Raw genomic sequence first — 21,130 nt, forward strand, 5'->3', positions numbered from 1 at the left:
GTGCTCCAAACGCTGTCTCAGGTGGCGGGTCTGGCCGGCCAGCGCCAGGCCGCCACCGCGAGCCAGCCGACCCAGGCCAGGAACGCCAGGCGCTGGGCGATCGCCTGCCGCAGCAGGCCCGGCGGGCCGAACGCCAGCACCGCCACCAGCAGCCCCGCGCCCAGGCTCAGCCATGCCAGTGCGCGGGTGCCGGGCTGGTTGAGCAGCGCGGCGGCGAGCAGCAACATGCCAGGCACGAACGCCACCGCCCACAACAGCCAGGCGGTGGCATGGGCCTGGCTGGCGCGCCCGTCCAGATCGGTGGGGTCCAGGGGCAAGGCGCCCATGCCGAGAAAGGCCAGCCCGGCCAGTACGATCAACTGCCCGCCCACGCGCAGGCTCCAGCTGGATCTGGCCGGCATGCGCGCCAGCAGGCTGACTCCGGTGGCCATGCCGAGCGCACCGACCAGCACGAACGCCAGCAGGTTGAAGCCCAGCGCATGCGGCACCCCGTTGGCACCGAGCAGCGCAACCGGATGGCTGGCCTGCAGGTAACCGGGCAGTGCCACGCCGAAGCCGGCCACCGCCAGCACGAAGACGGTTGCGGCGACCAGGCCCAGGTAGCGCTGGGTGCCATCGATGCGTGTCATTGCCTTGCTCCAACGCGGGGCGCAGGCTGCGCCACCAGGACGCAGCATTGTCGTGCCGGGCGCGCGTGGCGTGAACCCCTGCCGGCGTGACGGCCGGCCACGCCATGCGCCCGGGCCGGCCAGCCTTGTGTCGGCCCGGTTTGCCACCATTACCTCCCACTGTTGCCGCAATCACTTCTGGAAGCCCATGTCCGACAAGCCGCACGTATTCGATGCCACCACCGACACCTTCGAGACCGAGGTCCTGCAGAAATCGTTGACGACACCGGTGCTGGTGGACTTCTGGGCCACCTGGTGCGGCCCCTGCAAGTCGTTGACGCCGATCCTGGAAAAGCTCGCCGCCGATTACAACGGTGCCTTCGAGCTGGCCAAGGTCGATGTGGACAAGGAGCAACAGATCGCCGCCGCGTTTCAGATCCGCTCGGTGCCGACGGTGTTCCTGGTCAAGGGCGGCGAGCTGGTCGACGGCTTCCCGGGCGCGATGCCGGAAGGCCAGGTGCGCGAATTCCTGACCCAGCACGGCGTGCTGCCGGCCGAGCCGCAGGTTGCCGAAGCACTGCCGCCGGCCCCGCTCGAGCCGCAGGACCAGGTCGCCGCGCTGCGTGAGGCGATCGCCGCCGAGCCGGACAAGGACGAACTCAAGCTGGACCTGGCACTGGCGCTGCTCAAGACCGGCGACACCGCCGAGGCCGAGCAGTTGATCGACGCCCTGCCCGCCAATCTGGCCACCGACGACCGTGCGGTGCGCGCCAAGGCCCGGCTGAGCTTTGCCAATGTGCTCAAGGACGCGCCGGATGCCGACGCGCTGCAGGCCGCCGTTGCCGCCAACGGCGCCGACCTGCGCGCGCGCCATCTGCTTGGCGTGCGCTACCTGCTCGACGGCCATGACGAGGCCGCGCTGGAGCAGTTCCTGGAAATGCTGCGGCAGGACCGCGCCTTCGACGACAACCTGCCGCGGCGTAGCCTGATCGATGCGTTCCGGGTGATCGAGGACGAAGACCTGGTCGGCCGCTACCGCCGCAAGATGTCGTCGCTGGTGTTCTAAGCACCGCCGGCACCACGGCGCCCGGTCTGCAGGCCGGCCGGGCGCTGCCGCCACTGCCACAAGTTCCATACGCATGCGAATGGTATGCTGCAGGCCCGCCCCGCCATGGACCCTGGCCGCATGCGTGCTTCACTGTTCAAGCTCGGTATCAACCTGTGGCCGCCGTACCTGTTCGCCGGGATCCACGTCACCACGTTGTCGGCCGACTACCGCTACGCACGCGTGGAGCTGCGCCAGCGACCGTGGAATCGCAATTACGTCGGCACCCACTTCGGCGGCAGCCTGTTCGCGATGACCGACCCGTTCTGGATGCTGCTGACCATGCAGAACCTGGGGCGCGACTACTACGTGTGGGACAAGGCCGGCAGCATCGAGTTCGTCAAACCCGGGCGCGGCACGGTGAGCGCGGAGTTCGTCATCGACGACAGCGTGCTGGCCGAATTGCGCGCCGCCACCGCCAATGGCGAAAAACATCTGCGCTGGTTCGAAAACGTGGTGCACAACCGCCAGGGCGAGGTGGTGGCACGGGTGCGCAAGCAGTTGTACGTCAGGCGCAAAAAACCGGCACGCTGACACTGCGCCGTCGGTGCGCTGCCGATGGCCAACACACCGCATCGGTTTCATGCGCGTCGGCTGGACGTGATCGTGGCGTGCGCAAGCCCGTCATGCCCTCGCGCACGCTCACGAGGTGTTGCGCGCGGCATGCGGACTCTGGGGTCTCCCAACCCACACGGACTGTCTTCATGAAAACGCTCAACGTCATCACCCTGGTGCTTCTTATCGTCGGCGGCTTGAACTGGGGCCTGGTCGGCCTGTTCCAGTTCGATCTGGTCGCCACGCTGTTCGGCGGCCAGGATGCCCTGCTGTCGCGTGTGGTCTACACGCTGGTCGGCATCTCTGCGTTGTGGCAGCTGGTTCCGCTGTTCCGCAACGACCATGGCGCCAACGTGCACCACACCAGCCCGCACGTGCGCAACAACCCGTAAGCGCACAGCTGCAGCAGGCATGCGCGTGACAGCACGACGCCGGCGCATTCCGCCGGCGTCCTGCTGTGCGTACGTGCACGTTGTGTCCAGGCGCTTTGCGTCCGGGCGCGTGGTCGGCAAGAATCGGGCATCCCTCCCGCTGGCTGCCTTCATGCTTCTGCGCACTGTTGCTTCCGCCTGCCTGCTTGCCCTGGTATTACCCGCTGCCGCCAACGCCGCCTATCGCAGCCCGCAACAGATCCTGGATGCCTCACCGGCCAGCGCGTGGCGTGTGCTCGACCCCGAGCGCACGCTGTACCTGGAGCTGGATGGCGGACGGGTGATCATCGAGCTGGCGCCGCAGTTTGCGCCCGCGCACGTGGGCAACATCCGCACCCTGGCGCACGAGCGCTTCTGGGACGGGCTCAGCATCTACCGTTCGCAGGACAACTTCGTGGTGCAGTTCGGCGACCCGGATGGCGAGACGCCGGCCAAGGCCAAGTCGCTGGGCTCGGCGAAGACGCACCTGCCGGCCGAATTCGAACGCCCGTCGCAGGGCCTGGATTTCCAGCGCCTGCCCGACAGCGATGGCTGGGCGGCGCAGGTGGGCTTTGTCGACGGCTTCCCGGTCGGGCGCGACAGTGCCAGCGGCAAGACCTGGCTGGCGCATTGCTACGGCACCCTGGGCGCCGGCCGCAACAACGACGAAGACAGCAGCATCGGCGCCGAGCTGTATGTGGTCACCGGGCAATCGCCGCGCCAGCTCGACCGCAACATCACCGTGGTCGGCCGCGTGGTCAAGGGCATGGAGTTGCTCAGCGTGATCCCGCGCGGACCGGACCCGATGGGTTTCTACAAAGACCCCGCGCAGCGCTCGCCGATCCGCGCCATTCGCCTGGCCAGCGAGGTGCCCATGCCCGAACGCACGCCACTGCAGTTGCTGCGCACCGACAGTCAGACCTTCCGCGATGTGGCCGAGGCGCGCCGCAATCGCAAGGACGATTTCTACAAGCGCCCGGCCGGGCATATCGATCTGTGCAATGTGCCGTTGCCGGTGCGGACGCCGCCGGCTGGCTAGTTCGGGATTGGGGATTGGGGAATCGCAAAAGCGGGCGCGCTGGCTTAGCGGGCGCGCTGGCTGAAGGCGACGCTGCCCAGGATCAGCACCGCGGCCACCAGCATGGTCCAGGTCAGCGGCTCGCCCAGCAGCGACCATGCCAGCAGTGCGCCGAACACCGGCACCAGATAGGTCACCGTGGAGGCGCGTGCCGGGCCGATGCGCTGGATCAGGCGGTAATACATCAGGAACGCCAACCCGGTGCACACCACGCCCAGCGCAGTGGCGCAGGCCCAGGCCACAGCCGGCACCGGCGTGGTCGGCCACTGCAGCCAGGCCAGCGGTGCCAGCAGCAACGCGCTGCAACCCAGTGTGGACGCCGCCGATGCGGCCGGCGGCAAATCGCCCATGTGGCGCTTCACCAGGTTGTAGCCGATGCCGTACAGCAGCGACGCGGTGGCGCCCGCCAGCGCCGCCGGCCCCACGCTCAACCCGGCCGACTTGCCGGTGGCCAGCACCAGCACGCCGATGAAACCGATCAGCAAGGCCAGCGCGCGACGCGTGCCGATCTTCTCGCCGAAGAACAGGAAGGCGATCAATGCGGTGAACAGCACCGTCATCGCATTGCAGATCGCACCGATCGCGGCCGGCGCGTGTTGCGCGCCCCAGGCGAACAGCAGGAACGGCAACGCGGAGTTGAGCACGCCGATCGCCGCCAGCATCGGCCAGCGACGCAGCGGGAAGCGTTCGCGCGCCAGCCACAGGAACGGCAACAGCACCAATGCACCGAGCGCCAGGCGGATTTCCACCAGCGCCACGGTGCCGAACCTGGGTGCGGCCACGCGCATGAACAGGAACGAGCAACCCCAGACGATGCCGAGAAACCCCAACTCCAGCGGGGTGCGCCATTCGCGTGCCGCAACCGCTGGCTGCGTCGCCGGCTGCGCGCTCATGGCCGCACCTGCGCACGCTGCCGTGATGTGCTGAAACCGCAAGAGACAACATCAGGCAAGCAGACGGGCATGGCACGATCATCGCGATGGGGTACTGCAGCATCGGTTGCAACCGCAGGCGCGACAAGCGCGTAGTATCGAGGCGAGCCACAAATCTCACTCATGCCTCGATGAACCTGCGCCCCACCCTGCTGCCCGCGCTGGGCGTGTTCGCCGCCGCCGCGCGCCACCAGAACTTCGCGCATGCCGCCGAAGAACTGCATCTGACCGCCAGCGCGGTCAGCCACCATGTGCGCAAGCTCGAAGCGCTGCTCGGCGTGACCCTGTTCCAGCGCTTGCCGCGCGGGGTCAAGCTCACCGCCGAGGGCCGCCAGCTGGCCGACGCCGCCACCGCTGCATTGGCCGAGATCGCCTCGGTGGCCGGCAACCTGCATCCGCGCGAAGATGCCGTCCCGCTGCGCGTGACCACCTTGCGCTCGCTGTCGTACTGCTGGCTGTTGCCGCGGCTGCCGCGCTTCTGTCGCGCGCATCCGCATATCCGCATGGATCTGCAATCGGACGCGGCGTTTTCGCGCTTCGAAGAAGGCGGCCCGGATCTCGGCATCCGCTACGGCCAGGGCGCCTGGCCCGGGTTGACCTCGCATCATCTGATGGACGACGAACTGTTTCCGGTGGCCTCGCCGTCACTGCCGGAGGTCGCCGCGCTACGCACGGCGGCGCAGATCGCGCAATTGCCGCTGCTCACCGACATGTCGCCGCAGGGCTGGCGCGACTGGTTCCGTGCCGCCCAGGTGCGCGGCACCACGCTGCCGCCGATGCACACCTTCAACGACAGCACCGACGCGATGCGCGCTGCCGTCTATGGCCTGGGCGCGGTCCTGGCGCGCAAGCACATCGCCCAACCGTACCTGCAGCGTTACGAGCTGGTGCGCCTGCCCGGCCCCACCCTCAAGGCACGCTACGCCTACTACATCGTGCACCCCAGTCACCGCGTCCCCGGCCCTGCGGCAATGGCGTTTATCGATTGGCTCAAGCGCGAGGCGCTGGACGAACGCACCCCGATGCCTGCCTTGCCGGCAGAGCTGCTGGCACTGCCTGCGGTCTGAGGGCGCCTGCTTGCATCACTGCGACCTTGCATGCCGGGCCCTGCCTGGAGGACTTGAGCGCGGTGCCTGAGCCGGTGCTGCCGGACTGATCTGGCATGCCTGGGCTGCAGGCCGCCACCCGCAAAAACCTTCAGCACCTATCGGCTGCGACCTGCCCCGCGGGCAGATCCCGCGCGCCAGAAACCTGGGCATCCCCCATCACGGCAACGTTGGCGACAGCCGCCAGCCGCGCCCGACCACCGCCGACCGAAAAGGCGCTTGACATCGGCCGCCATAAAATCAATTAATTAGCTAATTCGTTAATTGCCTAATTCCTTATGTCCATCGACCGCATCTTCGAAGCCCTTGCCTCCCAGCCCCGCCGCAAGATGCTGGCGTGCCTGGCAGACCAGGAACTCACCGCCGGCCAGATCGGGCAGTTGTTCGAAATGAGCGCGCCAGCCATCTCGCGGCATCTGTCGGTGCTGGAAAGCGCCGGGCTGGTATCCAGCGAACGGCGCGGCCAGTTCGTGGTCTACCGGCTCACCCCGGACAACATGGTCAACACGCTCAGCAGCTTTGCCTTCGAAGTCTGCCCGGCCTCGGCGCCGCTCAAGCGCAAGGCGCGCGCCTTGACCAAGAAGACCTCCTGACCCTCCTCCGGCCGCAAAGGACTCCTGCCGATGTTCAGCACGCCCCAGCAACGCCCTGCCGATGCACAGGCAGGTTTTCCGTCAGTCCGTCTGGAGTCCTACAGCGGCGGTCTGCCGGTGGAGGTCACGCTGATCGCACAGCTGGGCGTGGGCGCAGGCAACCCGTTGATCGAACAGGCCTGCCGCCGCCAGCGCGCGCATCCCAGTTTTCACGATGCGCTGGACGAGCCATCGGCACGCTTGGCCGGCACCGACTTTGCGCACGGCGAATCGACTGCCCTGTTCTCGTTTGCGGTGGGCGCCAACGGCCACCCGTTCCATCGCCACGCCGGCCATCGCATGTTCACCGCCATCACCGGCAGCAGCGGCGCGCAACTGCGCTTCTGCACCGCCTCGATGGAGCAGATCGAACAGGATCCACAGCACTTTCTGGCGGCGTTGCGGCATATCGATCTACCGGCCGACTGCCTATTCACCGTGCGCTTTGGCGGCGGCACCTGGCATCAGTTCGCACCGCTCAAAGCGCAAGCCGCACACCCGGCATTTTTCGCACTGTCCTGCCACAGCGACGAGGCCGGCGGCGCGTTGAGCGATGCGGTGCGCGCACGCGTGCTGTCCGGCACCGCCGATATCGCCACGCTCACCGAAACGCTGCCGGAGGCGGTGATCGGGCTACTGGCCTCGGCGCAGGCACGCGCGCTGCAGATCCCCACCGTACGCCTGTCGTTGGCCGCATCGCCAGGCAGCAGCAGGTCTGCATGGTGCGGCCGACTGCGCGCGCTCAGCGGCAGGCTGCGCCAGGCAGTGAGCCGGCTGCGTCGACCGGTGGGGTTCGTTGCAATGGCACCGCAGCTGGCGCAGGTCAGCGTGCATGCCGAGCCCAAGCCCGGCTCGCTGCTGACCCGGCACCTGCAGGGCTTCGATCATCAGGACAGCGTACGTCTGCGCCTGCAGCCGCATGAGTTGCGTCAACGCGGTGCGCACACTTTGATGGCGTTGCTGCTGGAGGGGTTCACCGAGCGCGCGCCGCGCGGCGTGACCTGGTTGATGCGGCTGCGCAATGCGCTGGTGGCGCCGCTGCAGTTGCGAACTTCTCCGCTGGGCTGCCCGGTGTCTTCGTTGCTGTCGGCACAGCGCGACTGCCTGTTCGCAGGGCGATTCCCGGTACTTGCGCAAGACAACGCGCCACTGGATCGACGCGTGCAGGTATTGCTGGGCGCCGACGACCGCCACCTGGTCTTCCGCAGCAGCGTGGGCGTGGAAGTGCTGGAGGATGGCAGCGTGGAGCTCAGCCTGGAGACGCGCGTGGCCTGCCGCAACAGGTTTGGCCGCGTTTACATGGCCCTGGTGGACGGCGTGCACCATCGCTACATCGCACCGGCGCTACTGCGCACTGCCGCCCAGGCCCTGCTGGTGCCGGTACTGGAGACCACCGCAGCACAGGCAACCGCGCGGCGCCCGTGAGCGGCCAGCGCACGCGGCCATCACCCGATCTTGCCTGACGGCTGCCTAGTCTTTGGGTCCCCAATCCAAGGAAGCTTTCCCATGCCGACTCTTCGCATGCGTATCACCGGCACCGACGACGACGCGCGTGCCATCGCCAACCTGCTGCAGAGCATCGAAGGCATCGAGCACGTGGAAGAAGTCGACGACCTGATGCCGCACCTGGACGACGACGATTCCAGCTCGGCCGGCCTGTCCGACGACGAAGGTCCGGGCAGCCACGAGTTCGAAGTGGAAGCCGGCAACGATGCCACTGCGCAGAAGGTGCGCGACGCCGTGCAGGAGCTGGCCCTGCAGCTGGACGTGTTTGTCGAGTACGAATTCGACGAAGGCTGAGCCGGCTGCGTACCGACTGCGCTGCACTTGCGCGCAGTCGGTGTCTGGAGATGTTGCACACCACGTGCTGTACCGCGATCGCGTGCAAGCAGCGCAATCGGGATCGACGTGCTACCGCGCAACGCGTCGAGTAGCTGCGTGAAGTAATCGCCCTTCCCAAACATGCGCAGCTAATGCGGCATCGCCGACCAGCTACGCAGTGGATCAGGACATCCGGCGTCGCCGCGCACGCCAGCGCCATGCCTGCAGCAGCAGCCAGGCGACGATCCCCCCCAGCACCAGCACCGGCAGCAACGCCGCCACCGCGCGGATCACGAAGGCCACGCTGGATGCGAAGACCTGGCCGAACTCGGCTGCCGCCTCGGCAATCTCGCCCCTGCCCTGCTCGCCACCGGTGCCGCGGAAATTGAGCGTCAGCAACTGCGTGCGCACGCGCCGTTGCTGCTGGGCGGCGTCCTGCTGGGTCTGCTGCGCTTCGGCCTCGATCTCGGCAAGCCGCTTGGACAGGGCCAGCAGATCGGTCACGGCCAGGTCGCGGCGCTGCTGCAGTTCGAGCAGGCGCGCATGTTCTTTCTGCAGGCGCGCCTGTGCCAGCCCGGTATCGGCGATCTGCTGCGCCAGATCCTCGGCACGCGTGCTGCGCGCGGCGACATCGCCATGCTGGCCGGCCAGTTGCACCATCGGCTCGATGCCGTCCGGAGCTAACCGCACGCTGACGCTGCCGCTGGGGTCGCGCCCACCGGTTTGTTCCACCGCCAGCAGCGCGCAGTCGCCGAACTGCGCCGACTGGCAGGCAGTGCGTACCGCGGCGATGCGTTGATCGATCTGATCGGCCGGCAGCTCGATGCGTACATCGTGCTCATACGCCAGCGCATTGCCTTGCGCGGCGGGCGGTGCCGGCGCCGGCGCCGGCGCGCCGCCGTCTGCCGCCATCTCGCCCGACGGCCTGGCACATCCGCTCAGCGCCCAGCCCAGCAACAAGCCGACCGCGTACCACTGCATCCGGCGCCTCATCGGCTGGCTCCATCGGCCACGTGCATGCTCTGCACGGCCAGACCCGGCGCGGACACACCGCGCAGTTTGACCGCCACACTGGCCTCGCCAGTCCTGCAACGCACGCCCGTGCTGAAAGGCGCACTGCCGCGCTGCGGGAAGTGGTGGTGATTGGCATGCTGCCGGTTGAAGCGATGGATTCCCGGCATCTCGGGCGCCGCCTGCAGGCGCAATGGCGCGCGCATGCGGGGCCGCAGCAGGCCGCCACGGCGACGGCATGACGCACACGGGCGCTCGCACGCCTCGGGGTTCGGCGCATCGGTGTGCGGGTCGAACGCGATGCGTCCGCAATGACAGCTGTGGGCGTCGTGCATGGTGATCCTCCTTGAAAGCGGCCACTCTAAACCAATGGCGGATGCGGACAAGCGCGCACATGCCTATGCTGGCGGATTGCTTCCATTGGAATCCACCATGCGTCAACGTCTGCTTGTCCTCGCCCTGCTCGCCGGCCTGAGCGCCTGCCAGCAGCAGCCCGAATCGCCGCGCGCCGGCAGCCCCGATGCCGCGACGCAGGCTGCGCAGACGCCGGATGCGCGCTTTGCGGCGCTGTCCAAGCGCGCGCTCGACACCTGGATGCAGCTGTCGCCGGTTACCGCCACCCAGACCGGCGATCACCGCTTCGACACGCAGATCGACGATCTGAGCAGCGCCGGGCGCCAGCGCAGCCTGGAGGCCGGCAAGAAGCTATTGAGTGAGCTGGATGCCATCGAGGTGGCCAAGCTGTCGCGCGAGAACCAGGTCGATGCGGCCATTTTGCGCAACCAGCTGCAATCGGAAATCTGGAACACCGAGGTGCTGCAGAGCTGGGCCTGGGACCCGCAGGTCTACAACGGCCTGGCCGGCAGCGCGCTGTATGGCCTGATGGCGCGCGACTTCGCGCCGCTGTCCGAGCGCCTGAGCTCCGCCACGCAGCGCATGGAGAAGATTCCCGGCATCTTTGCGCAGGCGCGCGAAAACCTGGACCCGGCCCGCGTGCCGAAGATCCATGCCGAAACGGTGGCCAAGCAGAACAAGGGCATCCTCAGCATCGTCGATACCTTCATCGCACCCAATATCGGCCAGCTCGGCCCGATCGAAGCGGCCCGCGCGCAGGCCGCCATCGACGATCTGCGCAAGGCCGTGGCCGAGCAGCAGACCTGGCTGGATACCGTGCTGGTGCCCAATGCCAAGGGCGATTTCCGCGTCGGTGCGCAGATCTACGACCAGAAGCTGAAATTCGCGCTGCTGTCGTCTTTGTCGCGCGCCGAGATCAAGCAGCGCGCCGAGTCCGAGCTCAAGCGCGTCCGCAGCGAGATGTACGGCATTGCCCGCACGGTGCTCAAGGACAAGCCCGGTGCACCCAAACTGCCCGAGACGCCCAACGACGACCAGCAGCAGGCCGCGATCGAGGCGGCGCTGGAACTGGCCTATGCCGACAAGCCGGCACGCGACAAGGTGGTGGACGATGCCAAGGCCGCACTGGCGCAGTCCACCGAGTTCGTACGCCAGAAGGATCTGATGACGCTGCCCGATTCGCCGGTGGACATCATCCTGATGCCGGAGTTCCAGCGCGGCGTGGCGGTGGCGTACTGCGATTCGCCCGGCCCGCTCGACAAGAATCTCAAGACCTTCTATGCGGTCTCGCCGATTCCCGACGACTGGAACGACAAGCAGGTCGATTCGTTCCTGCGCGAGTACAACAGCCGCATGATCCACCTGCTCAGCATCCACGAAGGCACCCCGGGCCATTACCTGGAAGGCTGGCATTCGGCCAAGTTCCCCTCCACGCTGCGCGCGGTGCTGCGCTCGGGCATGTTCGCCGAAGGCTGGGCGGTCTACACCGAACGCATGATGCAGGAACAGGGCTATCTGGATAACGACCCGCTGTTCCACCTGGTGCAGCTCAAGTTCTACCTGCGCACCATCGCCAACGCCATCCTCGATCAGGGCGTACATGTGGATGGCTGGGAACGCGACAAGGCGATGCACCTGATGACCCACGATACCTTCCAGCAGGAAAGCGAAGCGGCGGGCAAGTGGGTGCGTGCGCAGCTGTCGTCCGCGCAGCTGCCAACCTACTTTGTCGGCGTGCAGGAACATCTGGACACGCGCAAGGCGGTGCAGGACAAGCTGGGCAAGGACTTCAACCTGAAGGCGTACCACGACCAGATGCTGTCCTACGGTGCCCCGCCGGTGCGCTTTGCACGCGAGTTGATGCTGGACCAGCCGATCGAGTGATTGATCGGTCTCGCACATGCGCAAGAGAAACTCCTGCAAAGCTCCTGCGGATTCGCCTCCCCCTCTCCCGCATGCGGGAGAAGGTGCCCCGTAGGGGCGGATGAGGGTACGGGCGAAGCCTCGTATGGCCGACCAGCGCGTGGCTTCGCCCCGTACCCTCACCCCATCCCTCTCCCGTATGCGGGAGAGGGGCTAGATCTCGAAGTTACTACGCCCGCCTGCGACCGCTCGCATCGAGCACTCAAGCATCGTTCGCCTCACCCATCCGCCGCAACAAACCCGCCGGTCTGCCGCGCCCACAGGCGTGCATACAGCCCGCCCTGCGCGATCAGTTGCGCATGCGTGCCGGTCTCGACGATGCGTCCGGCGTCCATCACCACCAGCCGGTCCATGCGCGCGATGGTGGAGAGGCGGTGCGCAATGGCAATGACGGTCTTGTTGCCCATCAACGCGTCCAGGCTGTCCTGGATCGCCGCTTCCACTTCCGAGTCCAGCGCCGAGGTAGCCTCGTCCAGGATCAGGATCGGCGCATCCTTCAGCAGCACGCGCGCAATGGCGATGCGCTGCCGCTGACCGCCCGACAGCTTGACCCCGCGTTCGCCCACATAGGCATCGAATCCGCGCCGGCCTTCGCCATCGACCAGTGTGTCGATGAAGCCTTCCGCGCGTGCCTTGCGCACCGCTTCCAGCATCTGCGCGTCGCTGGCCTGCGGCCTGCCATACAGCAGGTTGTCGCGGATCGAACGATGCAGGAGCGAAGTGTCCTGGGTGACCAGGCCGATCTGCCCGCGCAGGCTTTCCTGGGTGACCTGGGCGATGTCCTGCCCGTCGATGAGGATGCGCCCCTGTTCCAGGTCGTACAGCCGCAGCAGCACGTTGACCAGGGTCGACTTGCCCGCGCCCGACGGCCCGACCAGGCCGATCTTCTCGCCTGCACGCACCTGCAGGTCCAGCCCGGCGATCACGCCGCCGCGCTTGCCGTAATGGAAATGGATGTGCTCGAACTGCACCTGGCCGTGCGCCACCTGCAGCGGCACGGCGTCGGGCGCGTCCTGCACCAGCACCGGCTGCGAGATGGTCTGCATGCCGTCCTGCACGCTGCCGATGTCTTCGAAGATGCCGTTGACCGTCCACATGATCCAGCCGGACATGTTGTGGATGCGGATCACCAGGCCGGTGGCCAGCGTGATCGCGCCGACGCTGATCTGGCCGCGGCTCCACAGCCACAACGCCAGCCCGCAGGTGCCCACGATCAGGAAGCCGTTGGCTACCGCGATGGCGGTATCCATCGTGGTGGTCACGCGCGTCTGCCCGCGATGCTTCACCGCCAGCTCGTCGATCGCATCGCGCACATAGGCCTGTTCGCGGCCGGCATGGGCGAACAGCTTGAGCGTGGAGATATTGGTGTAGCCGTCGACGATGCGCCCGGTGGCCTTGGAGCGTGCATCCGACGCGATCCACGCGCGCGCCTTCATGCGCGGCACGAAGAACGCCATCAGCGCGACATATACCACCAGCCAGATCAGTAGCGGCAGCATCAGCCAGGGGTCGGCCTGCGCAAACAGCCACAGTGCGCTGCCGGTATAGACCACGATGTACCAGAGCGCATCGACCATCTGCACCGCCGATTCGCGCAGCGAGGTCCCGGTCTGCATCACCCGGTTGGCGATGCGGCCGGCGAAATCGTTGTTGAAAAAGCCCAGGCTCTGCCGTACCACGTAGTTGTGCATCAGCCAGCGCGAGCGGTTGCTCAGGCCCGGCACGATTGCCTGGTTGACCAGCAGGTTGTGCAGCCCGGTGAACAGCGGGCGCGCCACCAGCGTGATTGCCGCCATCCAGAGCAATTCGCCGGCATGCCGGCGGAAGAAGTCCGCTCCCGGTCGCTCGGCCAGCATGTCGACGATGCGCCCGAGGAAGTCGAACATCGCCACTTCCACCAGGGCCAGCAGCAGTCCGGCGATCAGCGTGGCCAGCAGGATCGGCCATAACGGCCGCAGATAATGCAGATAGAACCGCCACACGCTACGCGGCGGCATTTCCCGCTCGATCGGCGGGAAGACATCGATCAGGGATTCGAACCAGCGGAACATCGCAGACACTTTCGTGAAAACCGGGAGATCAGGCTAGCTGATCGCGCGTCAAGCTGCAGTGGCGCTGGCGTCGGGTTGCTGCAGCATCACCCGCACGGCAGGCTGCGATGTGCGCGGCAGGCAACCGGACCATCGCATCGGTTCCGATGGCCCAGGTCATGCGGCGTCGGTCGCGCTCACTCGCGGACACGTGCGAGCAGGCGGTTGACCTCGACCAGATCGAAATGGCCCGGATCGAAGCGCCCGCCCAGGGTGGCCAGCTCCTGCACATGTTGCGCATGCTCCGGGTCGGCGATGATCCGCAGCAAGGCCTGGTAGCTGTCGATTCCTTCGCTGCTCTCCGGCGGGCAGGCATTGGCGCCGTCCACGCAACGGGCCGCGCGCAGGCTCGCGTCCGGCGGCAGGATCGCCTCGACCTGAACGCGGTGCTGCCAACCCGCGCCGGCACCGTAGAAATAGTCGAAACGCTCCAGCTCGCCCACCGCGCTTTCGATACTGACCCGGGCAGCATGCTTGAGCCGTGGCCGCTCCGGCACATCCAGCCCGGATTCGCCGTAGCGGCCGCCGCCCAGGTCGAATTCGTAAGGATGCGCACCGCTCCAGCCCATCACCGGCTGCAGCACGCGATGCAGCGTGGCCAGGCGCAGCGCTCCGGCCACCAGCACGCGGCGCCAGATCAACGGTGCGCTATCCACCAGCGAAACATGCAGCTGATATACCGGCGCAGGCGCGGGTACCACCTGCTGTGCAGCTTTCTTCTTGGCCTTGGTCATCGGGTCTTGGTCGTGTCTCTCAGTGGCCAGTATGGCGGCAGCGGCCCGCGCCTGCATGGCCCAGCTCCGTCAGCGCTGCGCCATGCGGTGTGCGGTGTGCGGTGTGCGATATGCGGCATGTCGCGCGATCACGCATCGACGATGCCGCCCATCGTCACGCCAGCATCATTGCGCCGCCGCCCTCGCCCGCCCGGATTTACGCCACACCCGCTGCACGCGCCGGCAGGCGCAGGCCGAACAACAGGTCATACAGGATCGGGACCAAGCCCAGCGTCACCAGCGTGCCCAGCGCCAGGCCACCGATCATGGTGATGGCCATTCCGGTCCACAGCGGGCCGGCAAACAGCATCAGCGGAATCAAGCCGACGATGCAGGTGAGCTTGGTCATCACGATCGGGCGCAGGCGCTTGACCGCTGCGGCAATCACCGCCTCGCGGCGTGGCAGGCCATCGGCAAGCTCGGCATCGATGCGTTCCAGCAGCAGCACCGCGTTGTTGACGATGATGCCGGCCAGCGCCAGCAAGCCGAAGGTCGCCATGAAACCGAACGGATAGCCGGTAATCACCAGGGCCAGTGCCGCACCGATCAGCACGAACGGGACTGCCGACATCACGATCAGCAACTTGCGGAACGAGTTGAACTGCCACACGAACAGCAGCAGGATCGCGCCCAGTGCGTGCGGCATGTACTGGAGCAGGGCCTGATTGGCCTCGGCAGAATCCTCCAGCTCGCCACCGATCTCCAGCCGATAACCGGGCGGCAGCTTGAGCGCGGCCATCGGCACCGACAGGCGCTCGACGATCTCGGTCGCGGTCAACTGCGGGTTGCGTGCGGTCACGGTGATCGCACGGCTCAGGTTGCGCCGCTGGATCGCCGATGGCTCGCTGTCGTGCAGCACCGTGGCGACCGCCGCCAGCGGCACTGGCGCACCGCCGGCTTGCGGGTACACCAGGGTGTCGCCAGGTGTGCCGTCGGCGGCGCGTTCCTGCGCACTGCCACGCCACACCACGGCCACCGAGCTGCCATCGTCGCGCAACAACGAGGCATCCACGCCGCTGTAGCGCGCCTGTAGCGCCTGCGCAATGTCCTCGCTGCTCACCCCGGCACGCCGCGCCCTGAGCTGGTCCACCTGCACCACGTAGCGCGGAATGCGCGCCTGCCAGTCGTCCTGCACATCCACGGTGCCCGGCAACGCGCGCAGCGCCTTTGCAATCGCAGCGGCGCTGCTGCGCAGTACTGTCTCGTCGGGGCCGACCACGCGATACACCGCCATGCCGGCTTCGGTCGCGCCCAGCGAAAACCGCTTCGGCTCAGCGCGCACGGTGGGGAAGTGGCTGCGGACATGCGCACGTGCCCGCGCTATCACTGCATCGAGATCGGTGCCCGGGCGCACGCTCACGGTGAAGTACGCCATGTTGGCCGCCGGCAGCGGGGGATTGAGGCCCAGCACGATGCGCGGGCCGCCATCGGCGACATAGCCGATGCTGTCCACCACCTCCGGGTTGGCGCGCCGATCGGCCAACCAGCGGCTCAGCGCACGCACCGTGCGCAGGGTTTCACGCGTATCGCTGCCTGCCTGCAAGGTCACCGGCATCTGGAACTGCAGACGATCGGACTTGGGCAGAAAATCGTAGGGAATCGATACCAGCACCGCGACCGCCACCGCCAGCATCGCCACCATGCCGGCGATAAACAGCGCCTTGTGCATCAGCACGCGCTCGATGAGGCGGCGGTAGCCACGATAAAAGCGCGACGGCTCCTGTTCGCTGCCGTGTGCGACATGTGCCTTGGCGAAATACATGCACAACAGCGGCGTCACCGTGATGCTGAGCAGCCACGAGCCCAGCAAGGTCACCCCGAGCACGGTAGCCAGCGAGCGCAGATATTCGTTGGTGCTGGTCTGGCCGAAGAAGAACGGCGAGAACGCCAGCACGATCACCAACGATGAGGTCAGCAACGGGGTGGCCAGGGAGCGGCCGGCGTCGATGCAGGCCTGACGGCGCTGTTCTCCGGCAACCAGGCGGCGTTCGATGTCTTCGGCAATGACAATGCCGTTGTCCACCAGCAGGCCGAGCGCCAGGATGATCGCCGCGATCGACACCGTCTGCAGCTCCACGCTCAGCACGCGCATGACGATCAGCGAGGCGAAGATGGTCAACGGCACGATCGCGCCGACGATCAGGCCGGTGCGCCAGCCCAGGAACAGCATCACCACCGCCATGACGATGACGATGGTCTCGCCCATGACGTGGTGCATCTTGCCCATCTCGCGCTCGACCACGTCGGCCTGGAAGGTGACCACGTGCTGCGCAAAACCTGCGGGCAATTCCTGCGCGGTCTGGTCCAGCTTGGCGCGCAGCGTTTTACCGAAGTCGGCGATATTGCTGCCGGGCTTCATCGAGACCGACACCACCACCGCCGGCTGGCCCTGGTAGACCGCAGCGCTTTCCGGCGGATCGGCAGGCATCACCTGTACCTGCGCCAGCTCGCCCAACGCCACTTCATGCACGCCATTGGCATTGGGTGTCGGCAAGGTCAGCAACAGGTTCCGCAACTGCGCAGGCGAGCGTATCTCCCCGGAAGTCGCAACCGTCATCGCCAGCCCGGACACCGTCGCCAGCCCGCCGGAGGCCACCACATTCTGCGAGCGCAACTGCGCCATTACGCTGGCAGGGCTCAGTCCGGTCGCCAGCAGCCGCGCGCGATCGAATGCCACATACACGCGCTCGTCCTGCAGCCCGTACAACGCCACCTGCTCCACGCCAGGCAGGGTATACAGCTGCTCGCGCAGGCGCCGCAGCGGCCCACGCATCTCGCTCATCGAATAGCCCGGTGCGGTGACTGCGATCGAGGCCACCGACACCCGTCCGAAGTCATCGTCGACCAACGGCCCTTGCGTGCCCGCAGGCAGTTGCGCACCCGCCTCGGCGGCCTTGGCGCGCACGCGCTGCCACAACGCCGGCAGATCCTGCACATCGTCGTAGGCGGTCAGCTGCACGATCGCGCTGCCTGGCCGCACCGTGCTCACGATGCGCTTGATGCCGGCCAGTTCGCGCAGGCGCTCCTCGAGGGGGCGCGCCAACAGGGTTTCCACCTGCTCGCTGGGCATGCCCGGAAACGCCACCGACACAATGGTGTCGCGCACGGTGACCGAGGGTTCTTCCTGCGAGGGAAAACCGACGAACGCCACGATGCCGCCGAGCAGGATCATCACTGCCGCGAACAAGGTCAGCCGGCTCGACCTCATCGCCATCCGGGTCAGCATCATGGCGCCTGCCCTCCGCTCAGCTGCGTCTGCATCTGCAACGGCGCCACCGGCTGGCCATCGATCAAGAAGCCCACGCCTGCGCTGACCACTTGGTCGCCGGCCTGCAGCCCGCGCCGGACCTGGATGCGGCCGCCGACGATCGACCCGAGCTCGACTGCGCGCTCGCGCACGATCCGCTGTGCCGGCTGATACACGAACACGCTGGCCCGTTGGCGATTGAGCCTGGGCAGTACCGCAGACAGCGGTACGCTGGGCGTGCTCGCAGCCTGCGCGGGCAACTGCAGCAACACACTGTCGCCACTGCGCATCGCGTGCGGCGCGCGCACCACCTCCAGAATCGCCAGCGCAGTGGCACCGTTCTCCAGCCGGCTGGACAGGCTGCGCAGGCGCAATGTCAGCGGCACCGCAGGCTCGTCGGCCAGCGTGGCCTGCACGGTCTGCCCAGGCGTCAGCCCGGCGGCAGCAACAGGCGGCAGATTGGCGAGCAATTGCAGATGCGCCTGCCCTTCCAGCTGCAACACTGCCTGCCCCGCCCCCACATCGGCCTGCGGTTGCTGCAGGCGTGCGACCACGGCGCCATCGAAGGGTGCGCGCAGCTCGCCAAGACGCGATGCACGCCGCGCCAGCGCCAGGTCGGCCTTTGCCACCTGCAGTTGCGCGGTTGCCGCATCCGCCGCCGCGCGGGCGGCGGTCAGCGTCGCCGCCGAACTGGCGCCATCGTCGAACATCGCGTGCTGCTGGTGCAGTTGCAGCTGCCGCTCGCCGGACTGCGCCATCACCGCGCGCAGGTTCGCGTCGGCCTGCTGCTGACGCAATTGCAGCGGCTCGGCATCCAGGCGTGCCAGCACCTGCCCTTTCTGTACGCGGTCGCCCACATCCACCAGCACGGCGGCGATGCGTCCGCCGCTCTCGAATGCCAACTCGGCCCGTTGTTGCTGACGCGCCATTGCCGGCACCTGCAGCCACCCATCGCGGCCGGAGCCGAAGCGCTCCAGCTTGACCGCCCGCGGGGTCTCGGCCGCCGGCGCATCCGGCCGGCTGCAGCCGGCCAGCACCAGCAACAGACCGCAACACACCATGGTGCGAAGAACATCCATCATCACGCTATCCCCTGCCATGTGCCGCTCAGCGGCTGTAGGTCACTGCAACCGTGCCGCCGACAAAACTGCGGCGTGCAACCAGCGGGCTGTCCGTGGCGTTGTCCGCATAGCGGGTGCCGGTCACGCTCACGGTGGTGGCCCAGTGATCGCCCAGCGCATGCGTCCAGCTGCTGCCCACCGCGGCGGCATACACGCCGGAACCGGTATGGAAGGCCTGCCAGCGCGTCCGCGCCGCCTGCGTGTCGGTGACCCCAAAATAGGCCTGATTGAAGCGACGATCGCCGGCATGCACATCCAGATCCAGCGTCACCGTGTCGCTGGCGCCATGCAGCAGGGTGAACTCCACGCCGGCGCGATAGCGGTTGCGCCGCGCGTCCTGTTTGAGCGCGAATTCGGCTTCCGCGTTGACGTTCATGTACGGCGTGATCCGCTGCATCACCAGTGTGCGTGCGGTGACCGCCCCCGGTACATCGCCCATGCCGGCCAGCACGCGCGAACCCGGACGCCAGTCGCTGTCGCGTTGCAGGCGGCCCAGGTCGTAATACAGCGACTGCGACAGATAGAAGCCGGAATCGCTCTGGAACTGCAGACCCGCGCCACGCGCGGTGTCAAAGAACAGCATGCCGCGCTGGACCACCAGCACCGGGTTGGCCTGCACGCGCGCGCGCTCGGCGCCGGCATACCGCGGTGCCGCAACCGCTGCCGCGCCCACGGTGAGATCGGTGTGGTCGCCTAACAGCCGCGAGCTGCCGGTCAGATCGGTCTGCGCATGCGCAAGGCATGGCAGCAGCAGGCTGGCAACGAACGGCCAGGCACGCAGTGTGGTGTCACGAGGCAGCTGCATGGAAAACAGGATGGCCATGAAAATCTCCGTCAGCGATCAAGAAAGGGATAGCAGGCAAACGCCGTAGAACGCCTGAAACAGGGCAATCCGGCTCAACAGGCGTTGGCGTGCGGTGGTCAGGTAATCCAGTTGCACCTGCGTGGCGCGCAGGCGCTCGGTCAGCAGCGTGGTGCGATCTTCCAGGCCTGCGTCCACGCGCCTGCTGAGCCGTGTCATGCGCGATTGCTCACGCTCGGCCTGCGCACGTGCACGCGGTTCGGAGTCGGCCAGGGTGGCGTGCGCGTCGAGCGCATCGGCGACCTCGCGGAAGGCGGACTGAATCGCCTGTTCGTAGGCCGCGACATCGGCGCGCTGGCGCAGCTGCGCCAGGGCAAGATTGGCGCGGTTGCGGCCGCCGTCGAACAACGGCAGGTTCAATTGCGGGCTGAAGCTCCACATGCCGTGGCCGGCTGAAAACAGCCCGTTCAAGCCATCGCTGGCGGTGCCCACGCTGCTGCTCAGGGTGATCGATGGAAAGAACGCGGCGCGTGCTGCGCCGATGTCGGCGTTTGCCGCGCGCAGTTCCAGCTCCGCCTGCTGGATGTCCGGGCGTTGCAGCAACAACGAGGAATCCAGCGCACGCCACGCCGTGCTGGGTGTATCTGCGGCAATCAGGCGCTGCAGGTCGCCCGGCACCGGCAAGCTGTCGTAGCCAACCAGCAGTTGCAGCGCGCGCACTGCCGCAGCGTGGTCGTCGGCGCCCTGCAAGGCCGCGGCATGGGCCTGATCGGCCTGATGCTGCCGGCCATCGCGCTGGTCGCGCGCGATCAGCCCAATCCGGTACTGCCGCTGTGCGATGGCCAGCAGCGCAGCACTGTCGGCATCGGCTGCTTGCAGCTGCTGCAGCGCCTGGCTGCTTGCGCGTTCGGTGGTGTAGGCGCGCAGCACCTCGGCAACCAGCGCGCCCCGGGCCGCATCGCGCCCATGGGTGCTGGCCAGATAGCGCTGCCGCGCCGCCTCGGACATGGCCTGCAGCTTGCCGAAGAAGTCCAGCTCGAGATTGCCGATGCCGGCGTTGGCAACGACCAGATCCTGCCCGTAGCGCGCGTTCAGGGCCGGATCGTCGAAGCGCTGCCGCACCTGTTGTGCACCCACGCCGATGCTTGGCACGCGCGCGGCGCGCTCGATGCGGTACTGCGCCCGTGCCTGCTCCACCTGCAAGGCGGCGCGACGGAAGTCGCTGTTGCGCGCAAGCGCGCGTTGCAGCAACGGCCGCAGATCGCGATCCGGTGCGAACGCCTGCACAAACGCGCGTTCCTGCAGATTCAGCTCGATCCCCACCGGCTCGCTCGGTTCCCCAGCGGCCACCGCCTGCTGGCTGCCGAAGGTGCCCGGCACGGTCACCGCCGGTCGCTGGTAAGTCGGCGTCAATGAACAGCCGCCCAGCAGCATGGCGATTGCCGCATTACGCAGGGCGCGGAAACAACGAGGCGCGGTCATTTGTGGAATCATGATGTCGGAGCACACGAGCCAATCTCGACCGACATCCTCGACCTGCAGCGTCCAGGTTGTTTTCGGGA

19 protein-coding genes are annotated in these 21,130 nt (G+C 67.3%); 9 read left to right on the forward strand and 10 right to left on the reverse strand.

All coding sequences use genetic code 11. The annotated features are described in order from the left end of the window. Nucleotides 1-17 precede the first annotated feature (17 nt). Entirely contained in the window at nucleotides 18-629 is a 612-nt protein-coding gene (locus tag GGR73_RS08230) for a DUF998 domain-containing protein (protein WP_039522279.1), read from the reverse strand. Between the two features lie 187 nt (nucleotides 630-816). Between GGR73_RS08230 and trxA the strand changes: the two genes are divergently transcribed. The 4 genes from trxA (at nucleotide 817) to GGR73_RS08250 (ending at nucleotide 3,717) form a co-directional block, all read left to right on the forward strand. Then, complete coding sequence (trxA, locus tag GGR73_RS08235) at nucleotides 817-1,674, forward strand: thioredoxin (protein ID WP_184456360.1); 858 nt, start codon at nucleotides 817-819, stop codon at nucleotides 1,672-1,674. A gap of 120 nt (nucleotides 1,675-1,794) precedes the next feature. Continuing rightward, nucleotides 1,795-2,247: a DUF4442 domain-containing protein gene (locus GGR73_RS08240; protein ID WP_184456362.1), complete on the forward strand. Its 453-nt coding sequence runs from the start codon at nucleotides 1,795-1,797 to the stop codon at nucleotides 2,245-2,247. A gap of 170 nt (nucleotides 2,248-2,417) precedes the next feature. Continuing rightward, complete coding sequence (locus GGR73_RS08245) at nucleotides 2,418-2,660, forward strand: DUF378 domain-containing protein (protein ID WP_024939739.1); 243 nt, start codon at nucleotides 2,418-2,420, stop codon at nucleotides 2,658-2,660. A gap of 151 nt (nucleotides 2,661-2,811) precedes the next feature. Further along, nucleotides 2,812-3,717, forward strand: a complete 906-nt coding sequence (locus GGR73_RS08250) for a peptidylprolyl isomerase (protein ID WP_104577158.1) — start codon at nucleotides 2,812-2,814, stop codon at nucleotides 3,715-3,717. Between the two features lie 44 nt (nucleotides 3,718-3,761). Here the strand turns inward: GGR73_RS08250 and GGR73_RS08255 are convergent, their stop codons facing one another. After that, a complete protein-coding gene (locus GGR73_RS08255; protein WP_039522286.1) occupies nucleotides 3,762-4,649 on the reverse strand; it encodes a DMT family transporter in 888 nt (295 codons plus the stop codon). Nucleotides 4,650-4,819: 170 nt separating this feature from the next. Here GGR73_RS08255 and GGR73_RS08260 point away from each other — a divergent pair, with 170 nt between their 5' ends. The 4 genes from GGR73_RS08260 to GGR73_RS08275 all read left to right on the forward strand — a co-directional run bounded on the left by GGR73_RS08260 (nucleotide 4,820) and on the right by GGR73_RS08275 (nucleotide 8,226). Further along, complete coding sequence (locus GGR73_RS08260) at nucleotides 4,820-5,755, forward strand: LysR substrate-binding domain-containing protein (protein ID WP_184456364.1); 936 nt, start codon at nucleotides 4,820-4,822, stop codon at nucleotides 5,753-5,755. Nucleotides 5,756-6,072: 317 nt separating this feature from the next. Further along, nucleotides 6,073-6,387 carry a metalloregulator ArsR/SmtB family transcription factor gene (locus tag GGR73_RS08265; protein ID WP_024939743.1) on the forward strand — a complete coding sequence of 105 codons (315 nt, stop codon included), beginning with the start codon at nucleotides 6,073-6,075 and terminating at the stop codon, nucleotides 6,385-6,387. 30 nt (nucleotides 6,388-6,417) lie between these two features. Beyond that, the gene (locus GGR73_RS08270) at nucleotides 6,418-7,851 is read left to right on the forward strand and encodes a DUF2867 domain-containing protein (RefSeq protein ID WP_102581381.1); all 1,434 of its coding nucleotides are present in this window, start codon (nucleotides 6,418-6,420) and stop codon (nucleotides 7,849-7,851) included. An 81-nt stretch (nucleotides 7,852-7,932) separates the two neighbouring features. Next, entirely contained in the window at nucleotides 7,933-8,226 is a 294-nt protein-coding gene (locus GGR73_RS08275; protein ID WP_005994696.1) for a hypothetical protein, read from the forward strand. A 204-nt stretch (nucleotides 8,227-8,430) separates the two neighbouring features. On the opposite strand, the gene GGR73_RS08280 is transcribed toward GGR73_RS08275, so the two are convergent. Both GGR73_RS08280 and GGR73_RS08285 read right to left on the reverse strand, forming a co-directional pair. After that, nucleotides 8,431-9,240, reverse strand: coding sequence for a DUF4349 domain-containing protein (locus tag GGR73_RS08280; RefSeq protein WP_179465506.1), 810 nt, complete (start codon nucleotides 9,238-9,240; stop codon nucleotides 8,431-8,433). After that, nucleotides 9,237-9,644: an aldehyde-activating protein gene (locus tag GGR73_RS08285; protein WP_226427186.1), complete on the reverse strand. Its 408-nt coding sequence runs from the start codon at nucleotides 9,642-9,644 to the stop codon at nucleotides 9,237-9,239. Before GGR73_RS08285 ends, GGR73_RS08280 begins: the two co-directional genes overlap by 4 nt. A gap of 46 nt (nucleotides 9,645-9,690) precedes the next feature. Here GGR73_RS08285 and GGR73_RS08290 point away from each other — a divergent pair, with 46 nt between their 5' ends. Next, nucleotides 9,691-11,496 carry a DUF885 domain-containing protein gene (locus tag GGR73_RS08290; protein ID WP_154832301.1) on the forward strand — a complete coding sequence of 602 codons (1,806 nt, stop codon included), beginning with the start codon at nucleotides 9,691-9,693 and terminating at the stop codon, nucleotides 11,494-11,496. Between the two features lie 257 nt (nucleotides 11,497-11,753). On the opposite strand, the gene GGR73_RS08295 is transcribed toward GGR73_RS08290, so the two are convergent. The 6 genes from GGR73_RS08295 to GGR73_RS08320 all read right to left on the reverse strand — a co-directional run bounded on the left by GGR73_RS08295 (nucleotide 11,754) and on the right by GGR73_RS08320 (nucleotide 21,062). Next, nucleotides 11,754-13,586 carry an ABC transporter ATP-binding protein gene (locus tag GGR73_RS08295; RefSeq protein WP_154832303.1) on the reverse strand — a complete coding sequence of 611 codons (1,833 nt, stop codon included), beginning with the start codon at nucleotides 13,584-13,586 and terminating at the stop codon, nucleotides 11,754-11,756. Nucleotides 13,587-13,762: 176 nt separating this feature from the next. After that, complete coding sequence (locus tag GGR73_RS08300) at nucleotides 13,763-14,359, reverse strand: plasmid pRiA4b ORF-3 family protein (RefSeq protein ID WP_184456366.1); 597 nt, start codon at nucleotides 14,357-14,359, stop codon at nucleotides 13,763-13,765. A gap of 196 nt (nucleotides 14,360-14,555) precedes the next feature. Beyond that, nucleotides 14,556-17,627 carry an efflux RND transporter permease subunit gene (locus GGR73_RS08305; RefSeq protein WP_184456368.1) on the reverse strand — a complete coding sequence of 1,024 codons (3,072 nt, stop codon included), beginning with the start codon at nucleotides 17,625-17,627 and terminating at the stop codon, nucleotides 14,556-14,558. After that, entirely contained in the window at nucleotides 17,624-18,724 is a 1,101-nt protein-coding gene (locus tag GGR73_RS08310; protein ID WP_456362930.1) for an efflux RND transporter periplasmic adaptor subunit, read from the reverse strand. The genes GGR73_RS08305 and GGR73_RS08310 overlap by 4 nt, the downstream gene beginning before the upstream one ends. 28 nt (nucleotides 18,725-18,752) lie before the next feature. After that, entirely contained in the window at nucleotides 18,753-19,571 is an 819-nt protein-coding gene (locus GGR73_RS08315; RefSeq protein ID WP_456362937.1) for a MipA/OmpV family protein, read from the reverse strand. 36 nt (nucleotides 19,572-19,607) lie between these two features. Then, nucleotides 19,608-21,062, reverse strand: a complete 1,455-nt coding sequence (locus tag GGR73_RS08320; RefSeq protein WP_184456374.1) for an efflux transporter outer membrane subunit — start codon at nucleotides 21,060-21,062, stop codon at nucleotides 19,608-19,610. Nucleotides 21,063-21,130: the final 68 nt, after the last annotated feature.

The sequence above is a fragment of the Xanthomonas sp. F14 genome (genome assembly GCF_014199865.1).

Coding starts and splice junctions, on each gene's coding strand:
- GGR73_RS08305 (WP_184456368.1), bottom strand. CDS start 17,627: ATGATGCTGACCCGGATGGCGATGAGGTCGAGCCGGCTGACCTTGTTC.
- GGR73_RS08310 (WP_456362930.1), bottom strand. CDS start 18,724: ATGGATGTTCTTCGCACCATGGTGTGTTGCGGTCTGTTGCTGGTGCTG.
- GGR73_RS08290 (WP_154832301.1), top strand. CDS start 9,691: ATGCGTCAACGTCTGCTTGTCCTCGCCCTGCTCGCCGGCCTGAGCGCC.
- GGR73_RS08300 (WP_184456366.1), bottom strand. CDS start 14,359: ATGACCAAGGCCAAGAAGAAAGCTGCACAGCAGGTGGTACCCGCGCCT.
- GGR73_RS08240 (WP_184456362.1), top strand. CDS start 1,795: ATGCGTGCTTCACTGTTCAAGCTCGGTATCAACCTGTGGCCGCCGTAC.
- GGR73_RS08295 (WP_154832303.1), bottom strand. CDS start 13,586: ATGTTCCGCTGGTTCGAATCCCTGATCGATGTCTTCCCGCCGATCGAG.
- GGR73_RS08270 (WP_102581381.1), top strand. CDS start 6,418: ATGTTCAGCACGCCCCAGCAACGCCCTGCCGATGCACAGGCAGGTTTT.
- GGR73_RS08245 (WP_024939739.1), top strand. CDS start 2,418: ATGAAAACGCTCAACGTCATCACCCTGGTGCTTCTTATCGTCGGCGGC.
- GGR73_RS08230 (WP_039522279.1), bottom strand. CDS start 629: ATGACACGCATCGATGGCACCCAGCGCTACCTGGGCCTGGTCGCCGCA.
- GGR73_RS08250 (WP_104577158.1), top strand. CDS start 2,812: ATGCTTCTGCGCACTGTTGCTTCCGCCTGCCTGCTTGCCCTGGTATTA.
- GGR73_RS08265 (WP_024939743.1), top strand. CDS start 6,073: ATGTCCATCGACCGCATCTTCGAAGCCCTTGCCTCCCAGCCCCGCCGC.
- GGR73_RS08320 (WP_184456374.1), bottom strand. CDS start 21,062: ATGATTCCACAAATGACCGCGCCTCGTTGTTTCCGCGCCCTGCGTAAT.
- GGR73_RS08280 (WP_179465506.1), bottom strand. CDS start 9,240: ATGAGGCGCCGGATGCAGTGGTACGCGGTCGGCTTGTTGCTGGGCTGG.
- GGR73_RS08260 (WP_184456364.1), top strand. CDS start 4,820: ATGAACCTGCGCCCCACCCTGCTGCCCGCGCTGGGCGTGTTCGCCGCC.
- GGR73_RS08255 (WP_039522286.1), bottom strand. CDS start 4,649: ATGAGCGCGCAGCCGGCGACGCAGCCAGCGGTTGCGGCACGCGAATGG.
- GGR73_RS08275 (WP_005994696.1), top strand. CDS start 7,933: ATGCCGACTCTTCGCATGCGTATCACCGGCACCGACGACGACGCGCGT.
- GGR73_RS08315 (WP_456362937.1), bottom strand. CDS start 19,571: ATGCAGCTGCCTCGTGACACCACACTGCGTGCCTGGCCGTTCGTTGCC.
- trxA (WP_184456360.1), top strand. CDS start 817: ATGTCCGACAAGCCGCACGTATTCGATGCCACCACCGACACCTTCGAG.